At 70.0% G+C, this 16,113-nt stretch carries 14 protein-coding genes; 13 read left to right on the forward strand and 1 reads right to left on the reverse strand.

The genetic code is table 11. From position 1 onward, the window contains the following. Positions 1-16: 16 nt before the first annotated feature. The 8 genes from HNP84_RS21285 (at position 17) to HNP84_RS56135 (ending at position 8,151) form a co-directional block, all read left to right on the forward strand. Positions 17-901 (forward strand): S8 family serine peptidase, encoded by an 885-nt coding sequence (locus HNP84_RS21285; RefSeq protein WP_221336520.1) that lies wholly within the window; start codon positions 17-19, stop codon positions 899-901. Continuing rightward, complete coding sequence (locus HNP84_RS21290; RefSeq protein ID WP_185051507.1) at positions 888-1,508, forward strand: GAF domain-containing protein; 621 nt, start codon at positions 888-890, stop codon at positions 1,506-1,508. Before HNP84_RS21285 ends, HNP84_RS21290 begins: the two co-directional genes overlap by 14 nt. 194 nt (positions 1,509-1,702) lie before the next feature. Continuing rightward, on the forward strand, positions 1,703-1,831 hold the full coding sequence (locus HNP84_RS55110) for a hypothetical protein (RefSeq protein WP_281396195.1): 129 nt from the start codon (positions 1,703-1,705) through the stop codon (positions 1,829-1,831). A gap of 149 nt (positions 1,832-1,980) precedes the next feature. Next, entirely contained in the window at positions 1,981-3,177 is a 1,197-nt protein-coding gene (locus HNP84_RS21295; protein ID WP_221336521.1) for a radical SAM protein, read from the forward strand. A 53-nt stretch (positions 3,178-3,230) separates the two neighbouring features. Next, complete coding sequence (locus HNP84_RS21300; RefSeq protein ID WP_221336522.1) at positions 3,231-4,235, forward strand: DUF6895 family protein; 1,005 nt, start codon at positions 3,231-3,233, stop codon at positions 4,233-4,235. Further along, positions 4,229-5,569, forward strand: coding sequence for an MFS transporter (locus tag HNP84_RS21305; RefSeq protein WP_185051508.1), 1,341 nt, complete (start codon positions 4,229-4,231; stop codon positions 5,567-5,569). The genes HNP84_RS21300 and HNP84_RS21305 overlap by 7 nt, the downstream gene beginning before the upstream one ends. A gap of 116 nt (positions 5,570-5,685) precedes the next feature. Next, positions 5,686-6,114 carry a helix-turn-helix domain-containing protein gene (locus HNP84_RS21310; RefSeq protein ID WP_246518405.1) on the forward strand — a complete coding sequence of 143 codons (429 nt, stop codon included), beginning with the start codon at positions 5,686-5,688 and terminating at the stop codon, positions 6,112-6,114. A gap of 345 nt (positions 6,115-6,459) precedes the next feature. Next, complete coding sequence (locus HNP84_RS56135; RefSeq protein WP_221336523.1) at positions 6,460-8,151, forward strand: pectate lyase family protein; 1,692 nt, start codon at positions 6,460-6,462, stop codon at positions 8,149-8,151. Positions 8,152-8,235: 84 nt separating this feature from the next. Here HNP84_RS56135 and HNP84_RS21320 read toward each other — a convergent pair whose 3' ends face one another. Continuing rightward, positions 8,236-9,279 (reverse strand): LacI family DNA-binding transcriptional regulator, encoded by a 1,044-nt coding sequence (locus HNP84_RS21320; protein ID WP_185051510.1) that lies wholly within the window; start codon positions 9,277-9,279, stop codon positions 8,236-8,238. Between the two features lie 184 nt (positions 9,280-9,463). Here HNP84_RS21320 and HNP84_RS21325 point away from each other — a divergent pair, with 184 nt between their 5' ends. The 5 genes from HNP84_RS21325 (at position 9,464) to HNP84_RS21345 (ending at position 15,780) form a co-directional block, all read left to right on the forward strand. Next, a complete protein-coding gene (locus HNP84_RS21325) occupies positions 9,464-10,783 on the forward strand; it encodes an ABC transporter substrate-binding protein (protein ID WP_185051511.1) in 1,320 nt (439 codons plus the stop codon). 143 nt (positions 10,784-10,926) lie between these two features. Further along, entirely contained in the window at positions 10,927-11,880 is a 954-nt protein-coding gene (locus tag HNP84_RS21330; RefSeq protein WP_185051512.1) for a carbohydrate ABC transporter permease, read from the forward strand. Then, positions 11,864-12,805 (forward strand): carbohydrate ABC transporter permease, encoded by a 942-nt coding sequence (locus HNP84_RS21335; RefSeq protein WP_185051513.1) that lies wholly within the window; start codon positions 11,864-11,866, stop codon positions 12,803-12,805. Before HNP84_RS21330 ends, HNP84_RS21335 begins: the two co-directional genes overlap by 17 nt. Positions 12,806-12,861: 56 nt before the next feature. Next, positions 12,862-14,502 (forward strand): GH39 family glycosyl hydrolase, encoded by a 1,641-nt coding sequence (locus HNP84_RS21340; protein ID WP_185051514.1) that lies wholly within the window; start codon positions 12,862-12,864, stop codon positions 14,500-14,502. A 579-nt stretch (positions 14,503-15,081) separates the two neighbouring features. Continuing rightward, positions 15,082-15,780: a hypothetical protein gene (locus tag HNP84_RS21345; protein WP_185051515.1), complete on the forward strand. Its 699-nt coding sequence runs from the start codon at positions 15,082-15,084 to the stop codon at positions 15,778-15,780. Positions 15,781-16,113: the final 333 nt, after the last annotated feature.

Here is a 16,113-nt window from a genome sequence, read left to right on the forward strand (position 1 = left end):
CGGGGGAGGACCCGCCGTGAGCACGCTCGGGCAGCCGCCGTGGCGGCGGGAGCGGCTCGACCGGTTCCCCGGGGTGCCCGCCTGGAGCCTGGCCACCTCCCGTACGGCGCCGGAGGAGTTCCCGGTGAGCTCCCAGGCGGAGGTGTCCCGCGAGTGGGCCTGGGGCGGGGCGGACGGGTCGGGCGTCCGCGTGTGCGTGGTGGACACCGGTGTGGACGCGGCGCACCCCCGGATCGGCGGGCTGGAGAGGTCGCTGGCGGTCACCGGCGGCCCGGACGGCGGCCTGGAGGTCGCCGACTGCGACCCCGCCGATCCCGCCGGCCACGGCACGGCGTGCGCCGGTGTGATCAGGTCGCTGGCGCCGGGAGCCGCCCTGTCGTCGGTGAGGGTGCTGACCAACGGGAAGTCGGGCAGCGGCGCCGCCCTGCTGGCCGGGCTCCGCTGGGCCATCGAGGAGGGGTTCGACCTGATCAACCTCAGTCTCTCCACCACCAGGACCGAATTCCGGCCCGCGCTGCACGAGCTGGCCGACCGGGCGTACTTCCGGCGCTGCCTCCTGGTCGCCTCGGCGCACAACATGCCCGTGACCAGCTATCCGTGGACCTTCTCCTCGGTGATCTCGGTGGCCAGCCACGACGAGCCCGACCCGATGACCTATTACTACAACCCCGCACCGCCGGCCGAGTTCTACGCGCGCGGCGTCAGGGTCCCGGTCGCCTGGCCGGGGGGCAAGGAGATCCGCAGCACCGGCAACAGCTTCGCGGCGCCGCACATCACCGGGATCTGCGCGCTCATCCTGAGCAAGCACCGCTGGATGACGCCGTTCCAGCTCAAGTCGGTGCTGTACCTGACCGCGCGCAACGTCGGCCCGAGCAACGGAGGAGCACATGATCGCGAATGACCCGCCGTCTTCCGCCTCGGCGGAGATCGCCGAACGGCGGCTCCTGCAGTCGATCGTCGAGGTGGCCCGGCACGTCTTCGGCTCGGCCGCGGCGTCCATCTTCCTGGTGGACCAGGACACCGGCGAGCTCGTCTTCGAGGCGGTGTCGGGGGAGGGCGAGACCCATCTGCTGGGCAGGCGGTTCCCGCCCGGCACGGGGATCGCGGGCTGGGTGGCGGAGAGCGGGCAGCCCATGATCGCCGACGACCTGACGGAGGTGACCCAGTTCGCGCACGACGCGGCGCGGTCCACCGGGTACGTGCCCCGCAGCATCATGGCGGCGCCGCTCATCAGGCACGAGGAGTGCATCGGCGTGCTGGAGGTGCTGGACCGTTCGAACGCGCTGCGCGGCGACCTCGCCGATGTGGACCTGCTCGCGCTGCTCGCCGTGCAGGCCGCGTGCGGCCTGGACTTCCTGCTGCGCCTGCGCCGCGCGAACCGCGCCGCCCCGCCCGGGGACGACCTCCACGTGCTGTTGCGCCGGATCGCCACCCGCGTCCCGCCCGGAGGCGCCACCGATCCCACCGCCCTGAAACTGCTCGCGGTGGCGGACGAGCTTCTGGCCTGAATCCGAAAGCCGAGCGGGGGCCCGCTTTTCGCGTGCCCGTTTTTTGTGCGCTGTTTTATGAAGACCGCCCGATGAATGGCCCGAAAGTCCAATGGATGCGCATCGCCCGGCGTGGTGACACTGTTCCTGCCAGGCAGTTTCGCCGTCCAGTCGTACGCCGGATCGCAATCGGCGCATGGCAAAAGGAGAAGAACATGTCCGAGCCCGAGACCCCCGAGACCCCCGAGCCCGAGACCGCCGAGTCGGAAGACGTCGAAGTCGTCGCGCAGAGCGTTGAGCCCGAGGCTCCCGGCTGCATCATCAACAACAGCAACCAGCTCTGATCCTGGACGGCGGGCCGGCATCCGGTCTCCTCGCGAGGCCGGGTGCCACCGCCGCGGACGCGCCGGGAGACAACGCCGACGCGTGGGGAGACAACGCCAACGCGTGGGGAGACAACGCCGACGCGCCGGGAGACAACGCGGAGGTCGCAGTGGACCAGGGTCAGGTGCGCGAGTCCGCCCGGACCGGAGGAGAGCGGATTCTCAAGGGGGCGAGGAACTGGTGGTTCCTCGGCCCCGGAGGGGTGGCCCGCCTCGGCGCCCACCACCTGACCGCGGACGGCGCGCTCAGGCCGGGCACCGAGCGCCGCCTGCGCGAGCGCGGGCTGCTGTCCGCGGTGCCGGACCGCGCCTATTCGCTCACCGTCCTGACCAGCACCGACTGCAATCTGGGGTGCGGCTACTGCTTCCAGAACACCGGCCAGGACCCGCACGGCGGCGCCCGCCCGCCCCGGATCGCCCACGCCCGGCTCACCTCGCAGACCATCACCTCGATCCTCGCGTTCGCCGGCCGGCAGATGGCCGCGGCCGGCTTGGACGAGCTCAGGATCCTCCTGTTCGGCGGGGAGCCCCTGCTCAACCCGAGGGGCTGCCTGGAACTGCTGTCGCGGGCGGCCGATCACGGCCTGTCGTCCGCGTGGATGATCTCCAACCTCACCCTGCTCACCCCGCCGCTCGCCCGGCGGCTGGAGGACCTCGGGCTGAGGTCGATACAGGTCACCTTCGACGGCGACCGCGACGACCATGACCGGATTCGGGTCCGGCGTTCACGCGGGGGCACCTTCGACACCATCGCCGGCAATATCGTCCGGGCGTCACAGGTCACCTCGATACGGTGGATTCTCCGGGTGAACGTCTCCCATCACAATCATCCCGGAATCGATTCTTTGATCGACCGCCTCGGCGCCGCGCTCGACCCTTCGCGGTGCAGCATCTATTTCGCCCCGGTGGGAGACGTGGGCGTCGGATACGCCAATGATCTGCGGCACACCGGCGAATTGTCGGCCCGATTCACGCGATGGCAGCGCGCGGCGCTCGACCGCGGTTTCACCGTCAGCAGGCCGCGGGCGTACGTGCCCTGCGCCACCTGCGGGCACGGCGACGGCCGGTACGGCGCGGTGGTGAACGCCGACGGCACGTTGGCGAGTTGCTGGGAGACCGCCGGGAAACCGGGCTGGGAGGTCGGGACGGTCGGCGAGGGCTACCTGCCCGCCGCGCGGACCCGGGAGCGCTGGATCTCCTGCGGCGACATGTACCGTCACCACGAGGACGAGCGGGCGCTCGCGTCCTTCCGCGACACCGTTGACGCCGCCCTGCTCGACTACCTCGACGAGACCGGGCGCCTGTAGCCGCCTCGTCGAGTGAACGCCCACGTCACATGGCCTGTTGAAAGGAGCCGGCGATGGCCGGGGAGATCGTTCGCGACACGGAACGGCCGGGAACGGGCGCGGGGACGATCGCGGAGCCCGGCCCGCCCACAGGCGACGCCGGCGACGGCGGTGACGCGACCGCCGAGCTGGCCCGCCTGTCGGCCGGGGCCACCCGCTGGATCAGCGAGAACGTGGACTACCTCGACCCGTCGTACCCGGATCTGCCGGTGACCCCGAAGGTGAAGGCGAGCCTGGAGCTCGCGCTGCTCCACCTCTTCTGGAGCAGGGTGCGGCCGGGCGACGACGACCTCGCCAGGGTGACCGAGACCCTGCACAAGATCTGGCGGGACCCGGAGTTCCCGCGGCAGGTCGCCGCCAAGCCCGCGTACTTCCGCCAGTACGGGCTGATCTACGGCGCGCTCGCACCCGCCGGGATCACCGGCGGGCACCACCTGGCCACCCTCGCCGAGCTTGCCCCCGGCGGCCACCTCGCGCCGTACGGGAAGTCGCCCTACCTGCGCCTCGAAACCCGCTACTACGCCGACATCGCCGGTCTCGGCCACGCCTTCGAGTCGTACCGGGAGCTGTACGAGGCCAGTTTCCTGGCCAACCTGACCACGGTCCTGCCGATGGACATCGAGGACGCCTACACCATCACCCACACCGTCTTCCACCTGACCGACTTCGGTTTCCGCGACGCCGGGCTGACGGACGAGGAGCGGGAGCGGGCGCTCGGCATCGCCGACCGGCTGACCGACCACTTCGTGGAGGCCGATCACTGGGACCTCACCGGGGAGTTCGTGCTCACGCAGTTCTGCCTCGGCGCGGACCCGGCACGCACCCGGTCCGGCATCGGCGGGATACGCAGCCTGCTGGCGGCGCAGACGCCCAGCGGGGCGATCCCCGGGCGTTTCGCCGCACAGCGGCCGGGGCCGTCGGCGACGCCGGTCGAGTTGTTCCGCAAGTCCTACCACACGACCCTCGTGGCGGCCCTCGCCTCGATGATCATCCTGTCCGGCCGGGCCGGGGCATGCTGACCCGGACGCTGGACCGGATCCTGATCAACCGCGAGTACGCCCGCCTGTGGTACGGGCAGGCCATCTCGTCGGTGGGTGACTACGTGTTCAGCACCACCCTGGTGCTGTGGGTGGCCTCCGTCCTGGCGAAGGGGCAGCCGTGGGGTCCCGCCGCGGTGAGCGGCGTGCTCATCGCCGTGGGCGCCGCGGTGCTGGTGGTCGGCCCGTTCGCCGGGGTGTTCGTCGATCGGTGGGACCCGCTGCGCACCATGCTCGGCACCGAGGTGATCCGCGGCGCCGCGGTGCTGCTGCTGACGGCAGTGTCGGTGCTGCCGGTCGGCGCGCTGCCGGTCTGGGCCTGGCTCACGATGATCTACCTGGTCGTGTTCCTGCTGAACGCGACCGGCCAGTTCTTCCTGCCCGCGCGGTTGTCCGTGATCAGGGAGATCGTGACCGGAGAGGCCGACCGGGCCAGGGCGGCGGGCATCGCCCAGGCCACGGCCGGGACCGCCGCGATCGTCGGGCCGCCGCTCGCGGCGCCGCTGCTGTTCGCCGTCGGCATGCAGTGGGCCCTGCTGCTCAACGCGGCGTCGTACGCGGTGTCCTACGTGGCCATCCGCTCGGCCCGCCTCGACACGCGAGGTGAGAGAGGAGCGCCGGACCGGCCGCGGGCGAACCTGCTCGCGGAGTACACGGCCGGCCTGCGCGTCTTCGCCGGCAGCAGGTTCCTGATCGCCCTGCTGACCCTCTCGGTGATCGGCCAGCTCGGGATGGGGGCGCTGAACACGCTGAACGTGTTCTTCCTCACCGGGAACCTGCACGCGCCCTCCCACCTGTACGGCTACCTCGGCACCGCGATGGGCGTCGGCGGGATCATCGGCGCGCTGTGCGCCGGAATGGTGGTGCAGCGGATCGGCGCCCGGGGCACCACGTGGGCCGGCCTGATCGCGGGCGGCGCGCTGCTGCTCGCCTACTCCCAGCAGACCGGCTTCCTCGCCGGCCTGGCCGTGCTCTTCCTGTTCATGGTCCCGATCACCATGCTCAACACCGCGATGACGCCGCTGCTGCTCGCCGCGGCGCCGAAGGAGTACACGGGCAGGGTGATCGCGGTGTTCTATCCGGTCACGCGGCTCTCCTCGATGCTGGCCGCGATGGCGGCCGGCTGGCTGGCCAGCTCGGCGCTGCGGGACTTCTCGGGCTCGGTGGCCGGCGTCGCGTTCGGCCCGATCGACACGATCCTCGCCGCGGCCGGGCTGCTCATCGTGATCTCCGGCGTGTACGCGCGGCTCGCCCTGCCCGCGTCGTCGGACGAACCGGCCCCGGCCGCGACGGCGCCCGAGCCCGGCGGCCGGTGATCCCTTCCCGCCGGCGCCGCCGATCTACCGCCACTACACCCCGGTCAAACCACTCCGATACCGCATCGGCGCAGCATATGAGTATGTTCGAGCACCCTGCTGGGAATGCCGCCTCCTTGATCGATGGCAGGACGGGAACGCCCCGGCAGGCCGGGCACGCGGCGTGGCCGCCGGTCGGTCTCGCCCCGCACTGCTGCCCGGCGTGCGGGTCCCGGGACGCCTCGGCCGGCGCCATCGCCAGGCGCGCCGCCCTGCCGCAGCCCATCGCCACGGCGCTGCTGCTGGCCCCGTCGCTGACGGGCCGGGAACACGCCGCCTTCGAACTGCTCGGCCTCGGCTACGACAACCGCTCGATCGCCAGGATGCTGTCGATCAGCGAGCGCACCGCCAAGCGGCACGTCACCGCGATCCTGACCAAACTGAGGCTGGAGTCGCGGCTGCAGGCGGGGCTCACCGCGATGCTCATGAACCTGGCCACCCAGGCCGAGCCGTCCGCTCGCACGCAGCGGGCCGACGCCCGCGCGAGCCACGACGAGATCATCTGACGACACCGCCCCAGACCGCGCGGCCTCCTACGACATCGCCCAGCTACAGAGGAGTGCCGGGCCGGCCTCTCCCGTACGGGCGAAAAGGCGCGTGCCGTGCACGGCGGCGAGGACGGGCCGAAACAGCGGCGTACGCGATTTCCCGGCCGCGCCCGGCACGCCGCGGTTCCCGGCTTCAACTGGGAGAACGCCGTTCCCGGGCGGGACCGGGCCGGGCCGGTCCCGAACAGGCGCTTGACCGGGGCGCCGGCAAGGCGTACAAGTACGGCAACGGAAAGCGCTTTCCTTCGCTTTGGCCGGCACCGGCGCGCGGGCCGGCACCGACGGGAACGTGGAGGTTCCACCGTGCGAAGAAGGAGACGCACCACCGGCCCACCGCTCGCCGCGCTCGTGGCCGCCCTCGCCGCCGTCCTGCTCGTCGCGACGGCACTGATGCCCGGCGCGTCCGCCGCGACGGCGCTGATGCCCGGCGCGTCCGCCGCGACGGCGCTGATGCCCGGCGCGTCCGCCGCGACGGCGCTGATGCCCGGCGCGTCCGCCGCGACGCTGTTCCAGGACGACTTCGAGGACGGCGACGCCACCGGCTGGTCCAGGTCCGGCGGGAGCTGGTCGGTGACCACCGACGGCACCCGGGTCTACCGTCAGTCCGGCACCAGCGCCGACGCCAGGGCGGTCGCGGGCACCACCTGGACCGACCAGGCCGTACAGGCGCGCGTCAAGCCGCTGGCCTTCAACGGCACCGCCCGGTACGCCGCGGTGCTCGCCAGGGCACAGAGCACCAGCGCCTACTACTACCTCGGCCTGAGCAACTCCGGCGCCGTCGTGCTCGGCAAGCGCACCGGCTCAGGCCCCATCACCCTCGCCACCGCCTCCGCCACGGTCACCCCGGGCACCTGGTACACCATCAGGCTGGAGGCGTTCGGCACCACGCTGCGCGGCCTGGTCGACGACGTACCGCTCGTCACGGCCACCGACGCCACCTTCGGCGCCGGGCGGGCGGGCCTGGCCACCTACTACGCCGGCGCGTCCTTCGACGACCTGCTCGTCACCGATGTCGCCGGCCCCACCCAGCCGCCCAGCAGCCCGCCGGTCTCCACGCCGCCTCCGGGCTCCTGTCCCACTTCCGGTACGCCCACCGGCTTCGCCTCCGTCGATGCCTGGGGCCAGAACGGCACCACCGGAGGCGCGGGCGGGCCCTCCGTCGAGGTGGACACCGCCGCGGAGCTCATCGCCGCCATCGGCCAGAGCGGCCCGCTGACCGTGTGTGTGCGCGGCATGATCACCGTACCGGCCGGCATGCACAACGTCGCCTCCGACAAGACGATCGTCGGCATCGGCTCCGGCTCCGGCATCACCGGCGGCGGGCTCAACATCGGCCTGCCCCCCGACGACGCCGTCACCTCACCGCCCCCCGGCGCCGTGCACAACGTCATCATCCGCAACCTGGTCTTCCGCGGCGCCACCGACGACTCCATCAACGTGCAGATGTTCTCGCACCACATCTGGATCGACCACAACGACCTGTGTTGCGGCTACGACGGCCTGGTGGACATCAAGCGCGGCTCCTCCTACATCACCGTCTCCTGGAACCACGTCCACCAGCACACCAAGACCATGCTGCTCGGCCATGACGACGGCAACGCCGCCCAGGACACCGGCCGGCTCAAGGTCACCTACCACCACAACTGGTTCGACCGCACCCCGCAGCGCAACCCCCGGGTGCGGTTCGGCGAGCCCGTCCACGTCTACAACAACTACTACGTCTACAACACCGACACCGGCGTGGCCTGCCAGGCCGGCGCCGGATGCGTGGTCGAGGGCAACTACTTCGAGACCGTCGAGGAACCGGTGACCAACTCCTACGCCGGCCCGTCCGGCCGGTGCGTCGCCCGCGACAACGTGCTCGACGACTCCGGGGCGCCCGACTGCTCCGGCACCGTGCAGGAACCGTCCGCGTACTACGGCTACACCCTTGACGACCCCGCCACCGTGAAGGCGACCGTCACCGCCCGCGCCGGCGTCGGCAAGATCGGCTGACCATCCCCCCGGCCGGCGGTCCCGCCCCCCGACGCCCCCGGGACCGCCGGCCCCTTACCGCCACCGCCCTGCGGTGCGCGCGGGTCAGGATGACGGGGCGGGGCCCGTCGAGTCGCGGACGCTGAGGGTCGTCGCCAGCTGGAGGTGCCGGGAGGCGGGCTGGACGCCATCGGCCATGCCGAGGACGGTCTCGACGGCCATCCGGCCCATGCCGGCGAGAGGCTGCCGGACTGACGTGAGCCGGGGCGTGGTCCACTCGGTCTGCGACGTGTCGTCGAACCCGGTGACCGACAGCTCGCCCGGGACGGAGATGCCGAGCTCCTTGGCCGCGGTGAGGACGCCGACGGCGATCTCGTCGTTGCCCGCGACGATCGCGGTCGGCCGCTCGCCGAGCGAGAGGATGTCGCGGCCGTGCCGCCGCCCCGCCTCGACGGAGAACGCCTCGTGGCGGATCAGCGCGCGGTCCGGCGCGATGCCGGCCGAGTCGAGCCCGGCCTGGTACCCGTGGAAGCGTTCCAGCGAGGGGGCGGAGCCCAGCGGGCCGCCGATCCAGGCGATCCTGCGGTGGCCGAGCTTGATGACGTGCTCGGTCGCCGACCGGCCGCCCGCCCAGTTGGTGGAGCCGATGCTGACGACGCGTGATTCGGTCGTATCGATCGGGTCGATCGTCACGACGGGCACGTCGAGATCCTCCGCGGCGAGGAGCACCGGGTCGGGCACGGCGACGGCGAGCGCGATGATGCCGACGACACCGGACGCCTTCTGCTCCGACATCCAGGCGCGGGCCGCCGCACGGCTCGTGCTGATCGGCTGGTCGGGCGGCAGGCGGATGAGGAGCTCGGCCTGCGCGGCGGTCGCGGCCACGAGGATTCCCTGGAGCACCGTCCCGGCGTAGCGGGACTCCACGATGTCGAGCACCGTGACCAGGCTCCGGTCGCGTGTCCACTCGTATCGCGCCGTCGTCGGCTTGTAGCCGATCTCGGCCATGGCCCCGAGGACGAGCTCACGCGTCTTCGCCGCCACGTCGCTGCGCCCATTGAGGACCTTCGAGGCGGTCGCCGGTGAAACACCGGCCAGGCGGGCGACATCCGCCAGGGTGGCTCGCTCGGAACGGGCTCGCCGTCTCATGGGGCTCCTTTCGGTCTTCGAAACTATTTCGAATCTACCAGAAACCCGTTCCGGCGGTTGCTTCAGGTATTCGCCGTTGTTCACCCGTTGACACGGAACGGACACCGGACTTAATGTCCTCGCAGTAACGAACAAGTTGCGAAATCTTTTCGAAACCCCCCAAGCAGGACGAGAGGAGAGGCTCATGCGGCTCTCCCAGAAGGTAAGGCTCCTTTCCGCAGTACTCGTGCCGATGCTCGCGCTGGCCGCCTGCTCGGGCGGCGGCGGCAGCAGCGCGGCCGACGGCGGCGCCGGCGGCGGCGAACAGGTGAAAATCACCGTCTGGAGCTGGGACGGCACCGTCGAGCGGGCCGTGCCCGGCTTCGAGGCCGCGAACCCGAACATCCAGGTCGAGGTCGTCAACGCGGGCTCGTCCCAGGACGAGTACAAGGCGCTCGACAACGCCATCCAGGCCGGCTCCGGTGTGCCCGACCTGGTGATGTTCGAGTACTTCGCGGTGCCCTACTTCGCCATTCCCGGCAAGCTCACCGACCTCGGAGAGTTCGGCGTCGAGCGCCTGAAGAGCGACTACGTCCCGGCCGCGTGGAGCGACGTGACGGTCAACGGCAAGGTCTACGCGCTGCCGTCGGATTACGGGCCGTCGGCCATGTTCTACAACAAGGCCACTCTCGACAAGGCCGGCGTGAAGGAGCCCCCGGCCACGTGGGACGAGTACTACGAGGCCGCCAAGAAGGTGCGCGCGCTCGGCGACGACTACTACATCGCCCAGGACACCGGGGACATCTTCTTCCTGCTCTCGCTCATCTGGCAGGCCGGAGGCCGCCCGTTCAAGGTGAACGGCACCAAGGTGCGGATCGACTTCACCGATGCGGGCACGACCAAGGCCGTCGCCTTCTGGCAGAAGATGCTCGACGAGGACCTGATCAACACCAAGATCACCGGATGGTCCGATGACTGGAACCGGGCGCTCAACGACGGAACCCTCGCCACCCAGACCATGGGCGGCTGGCTGACCTCGACGCTGCCGGAGCGGGCCCCGAAAGCGGCCGGTGACTTCAGGGTCGCCCTGATGCCGCAGTGGCAGGAGGGAGAGAAGGTCGGATCGGCGAACGGCGGAAGCTCCTTCGGCATCCCCGCCGCGGCCGAGCACAAGGAGGCGGCCTTCAAGTTCCTGGAGTACTTCACCCACGGCGGCGGTCTGTCGTCCCGTGTCGACGCCGGTGCCTTCGTGCCGAACACGTCGGTATTGGACAGCGAGAAGTTCCAGAGCGAGACCAACGAGTACTTCGGCGATCAGAAGGTCGGCTCCGTGCTGGCCGAGGCCACGCAGATCGTCGGGAGCGGCTGGCAGTACCCGCCGTTCTTCGAGTGGGCGCGCTCGATCTACGGCGACATCGCATCGCCGTACTACACCACGGGCCAGGGCTCACTCGCCCAGATCCTCGAAGAGTGGAAGCGGCGCTGCGTCCAGTACGGCAACGAGCAGGGCTTCGAGGTGAGCTAGCGGTTTCCCGTCCGGGCGGAGGACCCATGTGCGGCGACGGCCGTCGCCGCACGTACCGCCCGCGAAGAAGCGAACCCTAGGCCACGCAACGGCCACGCAACGGCCACGCAACGGCCACGCAACGGATCGGAAGGAACACGGACATGGGCCTGGCACGCCGGTTCGACGTCACCGCTTCGGCCACGGCGTCGCCGGATGCGAGCCGGCATTCGGCACCAACTCGCAAGCGGCGGAGGTCACAGATCGGACTGGCGTTCATCGCGCCCTTCGGGGTGCTGTTCACGCTCGTGTTCATCGTGCCCATCCTGTACGCCGCCTACCTCAGCCTCTTCCAGGAGAGGCTCCTCGGGGGCAACACCTTCGTCGGACTCGCCAACTACGGCAAGCTGGTCCAGGACCCGCAGTTCTGGGATGGAGTGGGGCGCGTCTTCCGGTTCACGCTCGTCCAGGTGCCGATCATGCTGATCCTCGCCATGGCGCTGGCGCTGGCGCTCGACTCCATGCGCCTGCACGGCACCAGGTTCATGCGGGTGACGATCTTCCTTCCCTACGCGGTGCCGGCGATCGTGTCGACTCTCATGTGGGGATTCCTGCTGGGCGTCAAATACGGCCTGTTCGGCAGCCTCAACGACGCCTTGGGCACGGACTTCGACCCCTTCGCCCCCGACACCACGCTCATCTCCATCGGGGTGATGGTGACGTGGGCGTTCACCGGCTTCAACATGCTCATCTTCTACGCCGTGCTCAAGGCCGTCCCGCGCGAACTGTACGAGGCGGCCGCGATCGACGGGGCGAACGAGTTCCAGATCGTCCGCGCGGTCAAGCTGCCGGCGCTGCGCGGGTCCCTGGTCGTCACGGTCATCTTCTCGATCATCGGCACGTTCCAGATGTTCAACGAGCCGCAGATCCTGCCCACGATGGTGGCCAACAGCGGGGTCACCACCTACTACACGCCCAACCTGTACGCGTACAACCTGGCGTTCACCGGGTCCCAGCAGGGCTACGCCGCGGCACTCGCGCTCGTCATGGCGGCGATCACGATCGCCGTCGCCTACGCCGTTCAGATCAGGGGATTGAGGAATGCATCCGACAAGTAGCCTGCCCGCCGAGGCCGGGAAAGCCCTCAGCACGCCGGCCCGCCGTTCCCGCCGCGGCCACCGGCTCTACACGCTGGACAATCCCAGGAAGAGCGCCACCCTCACCGTGATGACGGGCCTGTTCACCCTGTACTGCCTGCTGCCGCTCGTTTGGCTGGTCATCAACGCGACCAAGTCACAGGCCGACTTCGTGTCGTCGTTCGGGCTCGCGCCCGGTCGCGAGTTCGCCCTCTGGGACAACATCGTGGAGGTGTTCCGGTACCAGGACGGGATCTTCTCCCGGTGGCTGCTCAACACCGTCGTCTACGTCGTCCTGGGCGCGACCGTCTCGACCTTTCTGGCCGCCCTCGGCGGATACGCCCTGGCGAACCTGGACTTCAGAGGCAAGCGGGTGTTCCTCTTCGTCGTACTGGGCTCGATCTCGGTCCCCGGCATCGCCCTGGCGATCCCGCAGTTCCTGCTGTTCGCCCAGCTCGGCATGACCAACACCCCGTGGGCGGTTCTCATCCCGTCCTTCATCAACCCGTTCGGGCTGTACCTGATGTGGGTGTTCACCGCCGAAGCCGTGCCGACCGGCCTGCTGGAGGCCGCGAAGATCGACGGCGCCGGGGAGTTCAGGACCTTTTTCCAGATCGCGCTCCCGCTGCTCGCACCGGCCAGCGTGACGGTCCTGCTGTTCTCGTTCGTGTCCATCTGGAACAACTACTTCCTGCCGTTGATCATGCTCAAGGATCCCGACTGGTATCCGCTGACCATCGGCATCAACCAGTGGAACAAGCTGGGCTCGACGGCCGGGAACGGCGCGCTCATCCAGAACCTTGTGATCACCTCCGCGCTGCTGACCATCGTCCCGTTGATCATCGCGTTCCTCAGCCTGCAGCGGTACTGGCAGTCGGGCTTGTCGCTGGGCGCCGTCAAGGGCTAGCGCCGCCCGCCCCTTTCCCATCCCCTTGAACGATTTTCGTGAAGAGAAGTGAGGCCATGAAGAGCGAACCCCGGTTCCGGATCGACGGCGAGCCGCGCGACGAGAGCGCGCTCCCGCACATCTGGAGCAGGTGTATCGGCGCCGGGCGGGCGAACGAAGCCTTGCGTGCGGACTGGCGGCAGCAATTCGCCGAGGCCGTCGCCACATTCGGAGTCCAGTACGTCCGCTTTCACGGCGTCTTTCATGACGACATGTTCGTATACCGGGAGAGCTACGGCGGCGGCTTCGGCCCGAACGCGCCCCTTGCCGCGCCCAAGCACACCTTCGGCTACGTGAACAAGGTGTTCGACTTCCTGGTCGAGTGCGGTGTCCGTCCCTTCGTCGAGCTGGGCTTCATGCCGCGCGAGCTGGCGACCGCGACCGAGACCGTGTTCTGGTGGGGCGCCCACTGCAGCCCGCCCAAGGACATGGCGCGCTGGGTCGAACTGGTCACGAGGTCGGTCGAGCACTGGATCGACCGGTACGGGCTCGACGAGGTGCGGGAATGGCGCTTCGAGGTGTGGAACGAGCCCAACCTGGTCCCCCACTTCTGGACCGGGACGAAGACGGAGTACTTCGAGCTCTACGAGCAGACCGTGCGAGCGATCAAGAAGATCGACCCCGAGTTGAAGGTCGGCGGGCCCGCGACGAGCGTCTTCGTGCCCGACGACCGCTACAAGGGCGAGGTCGAGGACCGCTCCGCGATGCACGAGACGGCCGCCGCCACGAACGTGGACGCGCTCGACTGGCGCCCGGTGTGGATCGAGGAGTTCATCGCCTGGTGCGCCGAGCGCGAGCTCCCGATCGACTTCATCTCGACCCACCTCTATCCCACCGACTTCGCCTATGGCGCCGACGGCGAGAGCGTGCAGATAACCCGGTACGCCGACGCCACGTTCGACGACCTCACCCTGCTGCGCAAGCTCGTGCAGAACAGCGCGTACCCCGACGCGGAGATCCACATCACCGAGTGGTCGACGTCGCCGTCGTCCCGCGACTTCATCCACGACACGCTGTTCGCGGCGACCTCCATCACGCGGTCGTACCTGAAGTGCGCGACCCTCGCCGACTCGATCTCCTACTGGACCTTCACCGACGTGTTCGAAGAGGGAGGCGCCGGGATCGGACCGTTCCACGGCGGGTTCGGCCTGGTGAACGAGGACGGCATCCACAAGCCCACGTTCCACGCCTTCACGATGCTGGAACGGCTCGGCGACCGCCTGCTCCTCGCGACGTCCGACGGGGTCGTGACCCGTGACAGCCGGACGTCGGCCGTGTCGGCGGTCTTCTTCAACTACCCCGAGGACATGGCCCTGAGGGGCGTCGGCTCGGCCGGCTCGTACGCGGCGACACGCGCGTTGGCCGAGATGGGACCGAGCCGGAGGATCCACCACTCGATCGCCGGACTGCAACCCGGCACCACGTTCCTCGTCGAGATCGTGGACTGGGAGCACGGAAACCCCGCCGAGGCCTGGTACAGGCTCGGCTCCCCCCTCAACCTCTCCAGGGCCGAGACCGAGTACCTGAGCAGGGTCGCCGACTCGCTCCTCAGATTCACACTGACCGTGCCCGACAACGGCGTGCTGGACCTCGATGTCGAACTCGCACCCTGGGCGGTGATGTCACTGTGGCAGTCAAGGCCGGCCGTCAGGCGCTGACGCCGCCCTCACAGCGGGCGCCGCGCCACGGAGACCGCTCCTCAGCGCCGGGGTCGTGCCGCATCCGGCGGTCGTCCCACGAGCGCCGAGCCCTCGCCTTCGCGCTGGGCGTTCCGCTCTGTGACCGCACCCAGACGCTCGTGGTGTAGCTCCTGTCGTTGGTGAGCTCGGCGGTCACGCCCTTGGTGGCGCCGCTCGATGACGCCGTGCGCCCGGTGATGGACAGCGCTCTCGCGCGCCGTCACCGGGCAGGTGACCGTGGGCCACATCCGCCGGCCACCGGTGGCCGGCACGGTGGGTGGCCGGCACGGTGCAGGTCCCCACCAGCGTGCCGTTGACGCCGTCGAGGCGACATCCCGGCGGGCCGCAGCCGCTCGTGGCACTCCCGGAGGCGCCACCTGGCGGAGGCTGCCTGCGCATCGACCACCGCGCGACGAGGGCTCGGCGGACCTGAGATCCAGCAATGGAAGAGACCGCAGCCGACGACCGCGGCCGAGGGGCGCCGCGCTCGCGCGGCGGCACAGGCACCTTCTTGCTGGCCGTGCTCGCCTCCGCCAGCGGCACGTTGATCAGCGACCGTTGCACGCGGGGGCAACGCCCCGGCTGCTCGGTGCGGTGGCCGGGGCGTTCATCCCGCCGCTGATCGCGGTCGCGGGCCCGTTCCACCGCCTGCGGGCCGGGGCCGGTGTGCTGGTGGCGGTGCTCGCGCCGGCCACGACCTACAGCGGCCTGACGGTCACCGATCTCGTGGCGCGGGGGCGGGTCGTGTTCTTCGCGGCGATACCCGCGCCGTGGAACGCTCCAGAAGAGGAGCCCCCGCCATCGCGGTCCCGGCCTCGCGGCCCGCAGGTGAAGGTCACGCCGGCGGAGCTGGCCTGCACGCTCGACGGCTGTGACGCCGACATCCGCATCGTCAGCACGGGCCGGGTGCCGCTCAAGATCGGCGAGATCGGGTTCGAGGACGGCAACGGCAAGCACTTCGAGATCGACCGGAGCTGCGTCGGCATGGTGCTGCGTAAGGGGGAGGAGTGCGCGTTCACCCTCGCGTACACCACGCCTCCGGCCTCGGGTGAGACGGTACACGCCCAGCTCGTCATCCACCAGAGCGTGATCGACCCGCCGCTGCCCAGCTACGTCGATGTCACCGCGACGGGCGCGCCGTCGCCCCCTTCCGATCTGTCGCCGGATGTGGAGCAGGAGCCCCAGCAGCCCACGGACGAGCCCATATCGAACTCCTCCCTTGAGGACCCGCCCTCCGACGGCCTCGTCTTCGAATGAGCTCACAGTTCGCGGCCGAAGCCGGGTGCGCGCCCGCGCGACGGCCTCACTGTGGCCGGCGGCGTGGAGAACGAGCGGGCGTGCCTTCGGCCGTGCTCTGCGACAGCCTCCTCTATGAGCGGGGCAGGGTTCCGGACATGCCGATCTGTACGCTCGCGCTCTGGAGAAGTCCCCTCCCGGCACCATTCCACCATCGAGTGGATCAACGGTGCCGGCCTGCGCGATAAATGGCGTCCGCTCTTGGTGCCGGCACACCCTGCTCCGAGCCGTCGAAACGGAGAATCTCCGGCCCTTCATCGAAAAGTCGCGCTTGATGTCATAGGCGGAGACCGG

The organism is Thermocatellispora tengchongensis, assembly GCF_014202315.1.
GTDB lineage: Bacteria > Actinomycetota > Actinomycetes > Streptosporangiales > Streptosporangiaceae > Thermocatellispora > Thermocatellispora tengchongensis.

What these genes read in the sequence shown, in the direction of transcription:
- HNP84_RS21290 (WP_185051507.1), top strand. Translation starts at nt 888, where the DNA reads ATGATCGCGAATGACCCGCCGTCTTCCGCCTCGGCGGAGATCGCCGAA.
- HNP84_RS55110 (WP_281396195.1), top strand. Translation starts at nt 1,703, where the DNA reads ATGTCCGAGCCCGAGACCCCCGAGACCCCCGAGCCCGAGACCGCCGAG.
- HNP84_RS21300 (WP_221336522.1), top strand. Translation starts at nt 3,231, where the DNA reads ATGGCCGGGGAGATCGTTCGCGACACGGAACGGCCGGGAACGGGCGCG.
- HNP84_RS21305 (WP_185051508.1), top strand. Translation starts at nt 4,229, where the DNA reads ATGCTGACCCGGACGCTGGACCGGATCCTGATCAACCGCGAGTACGCC.
- HNP84_RS21320 (WP_185051510.1), bottom strand. Translation starts at nt 9,279, where the DNA reads ATGAGACGGCGAGCCCGTTCCGAGCGAGCCACCCTGGCGGATGTCGCC.
- HNP84_RS21325 (WP_185051511.1), top strand. Translation starts at nt 9,464, where the DNA reads ATGCGGCTCTCCCAGAAGGTAAGGCTCCTTTCCGCAGTACTCGTGCCG.
- HNP84_RS21330 (WP_185051512.1), top strand. Translation starts at nt 10,927, where the DNA reads ATGGGCCTGGCACGCCGGTTCGACGTCACCGCTTCGGCCACGGCGTCG.
- HNP84_RS21335 (WP_185051513.1), top strand. Translation starts at nt 11,864, where the DNA reads ATGCATCCGACAAGTAGCCTGCCCGCCGAGGCCGGGAAAGCCCTCAGC.
- HNP84_RS21340 (WP_185051514.1), top strand. Translation starts at nt 12,862, where the DNA reads ATGAAGAGCGAACCCCGGTTCCGGATCGACGGCGAGCCGCGCGACGAG.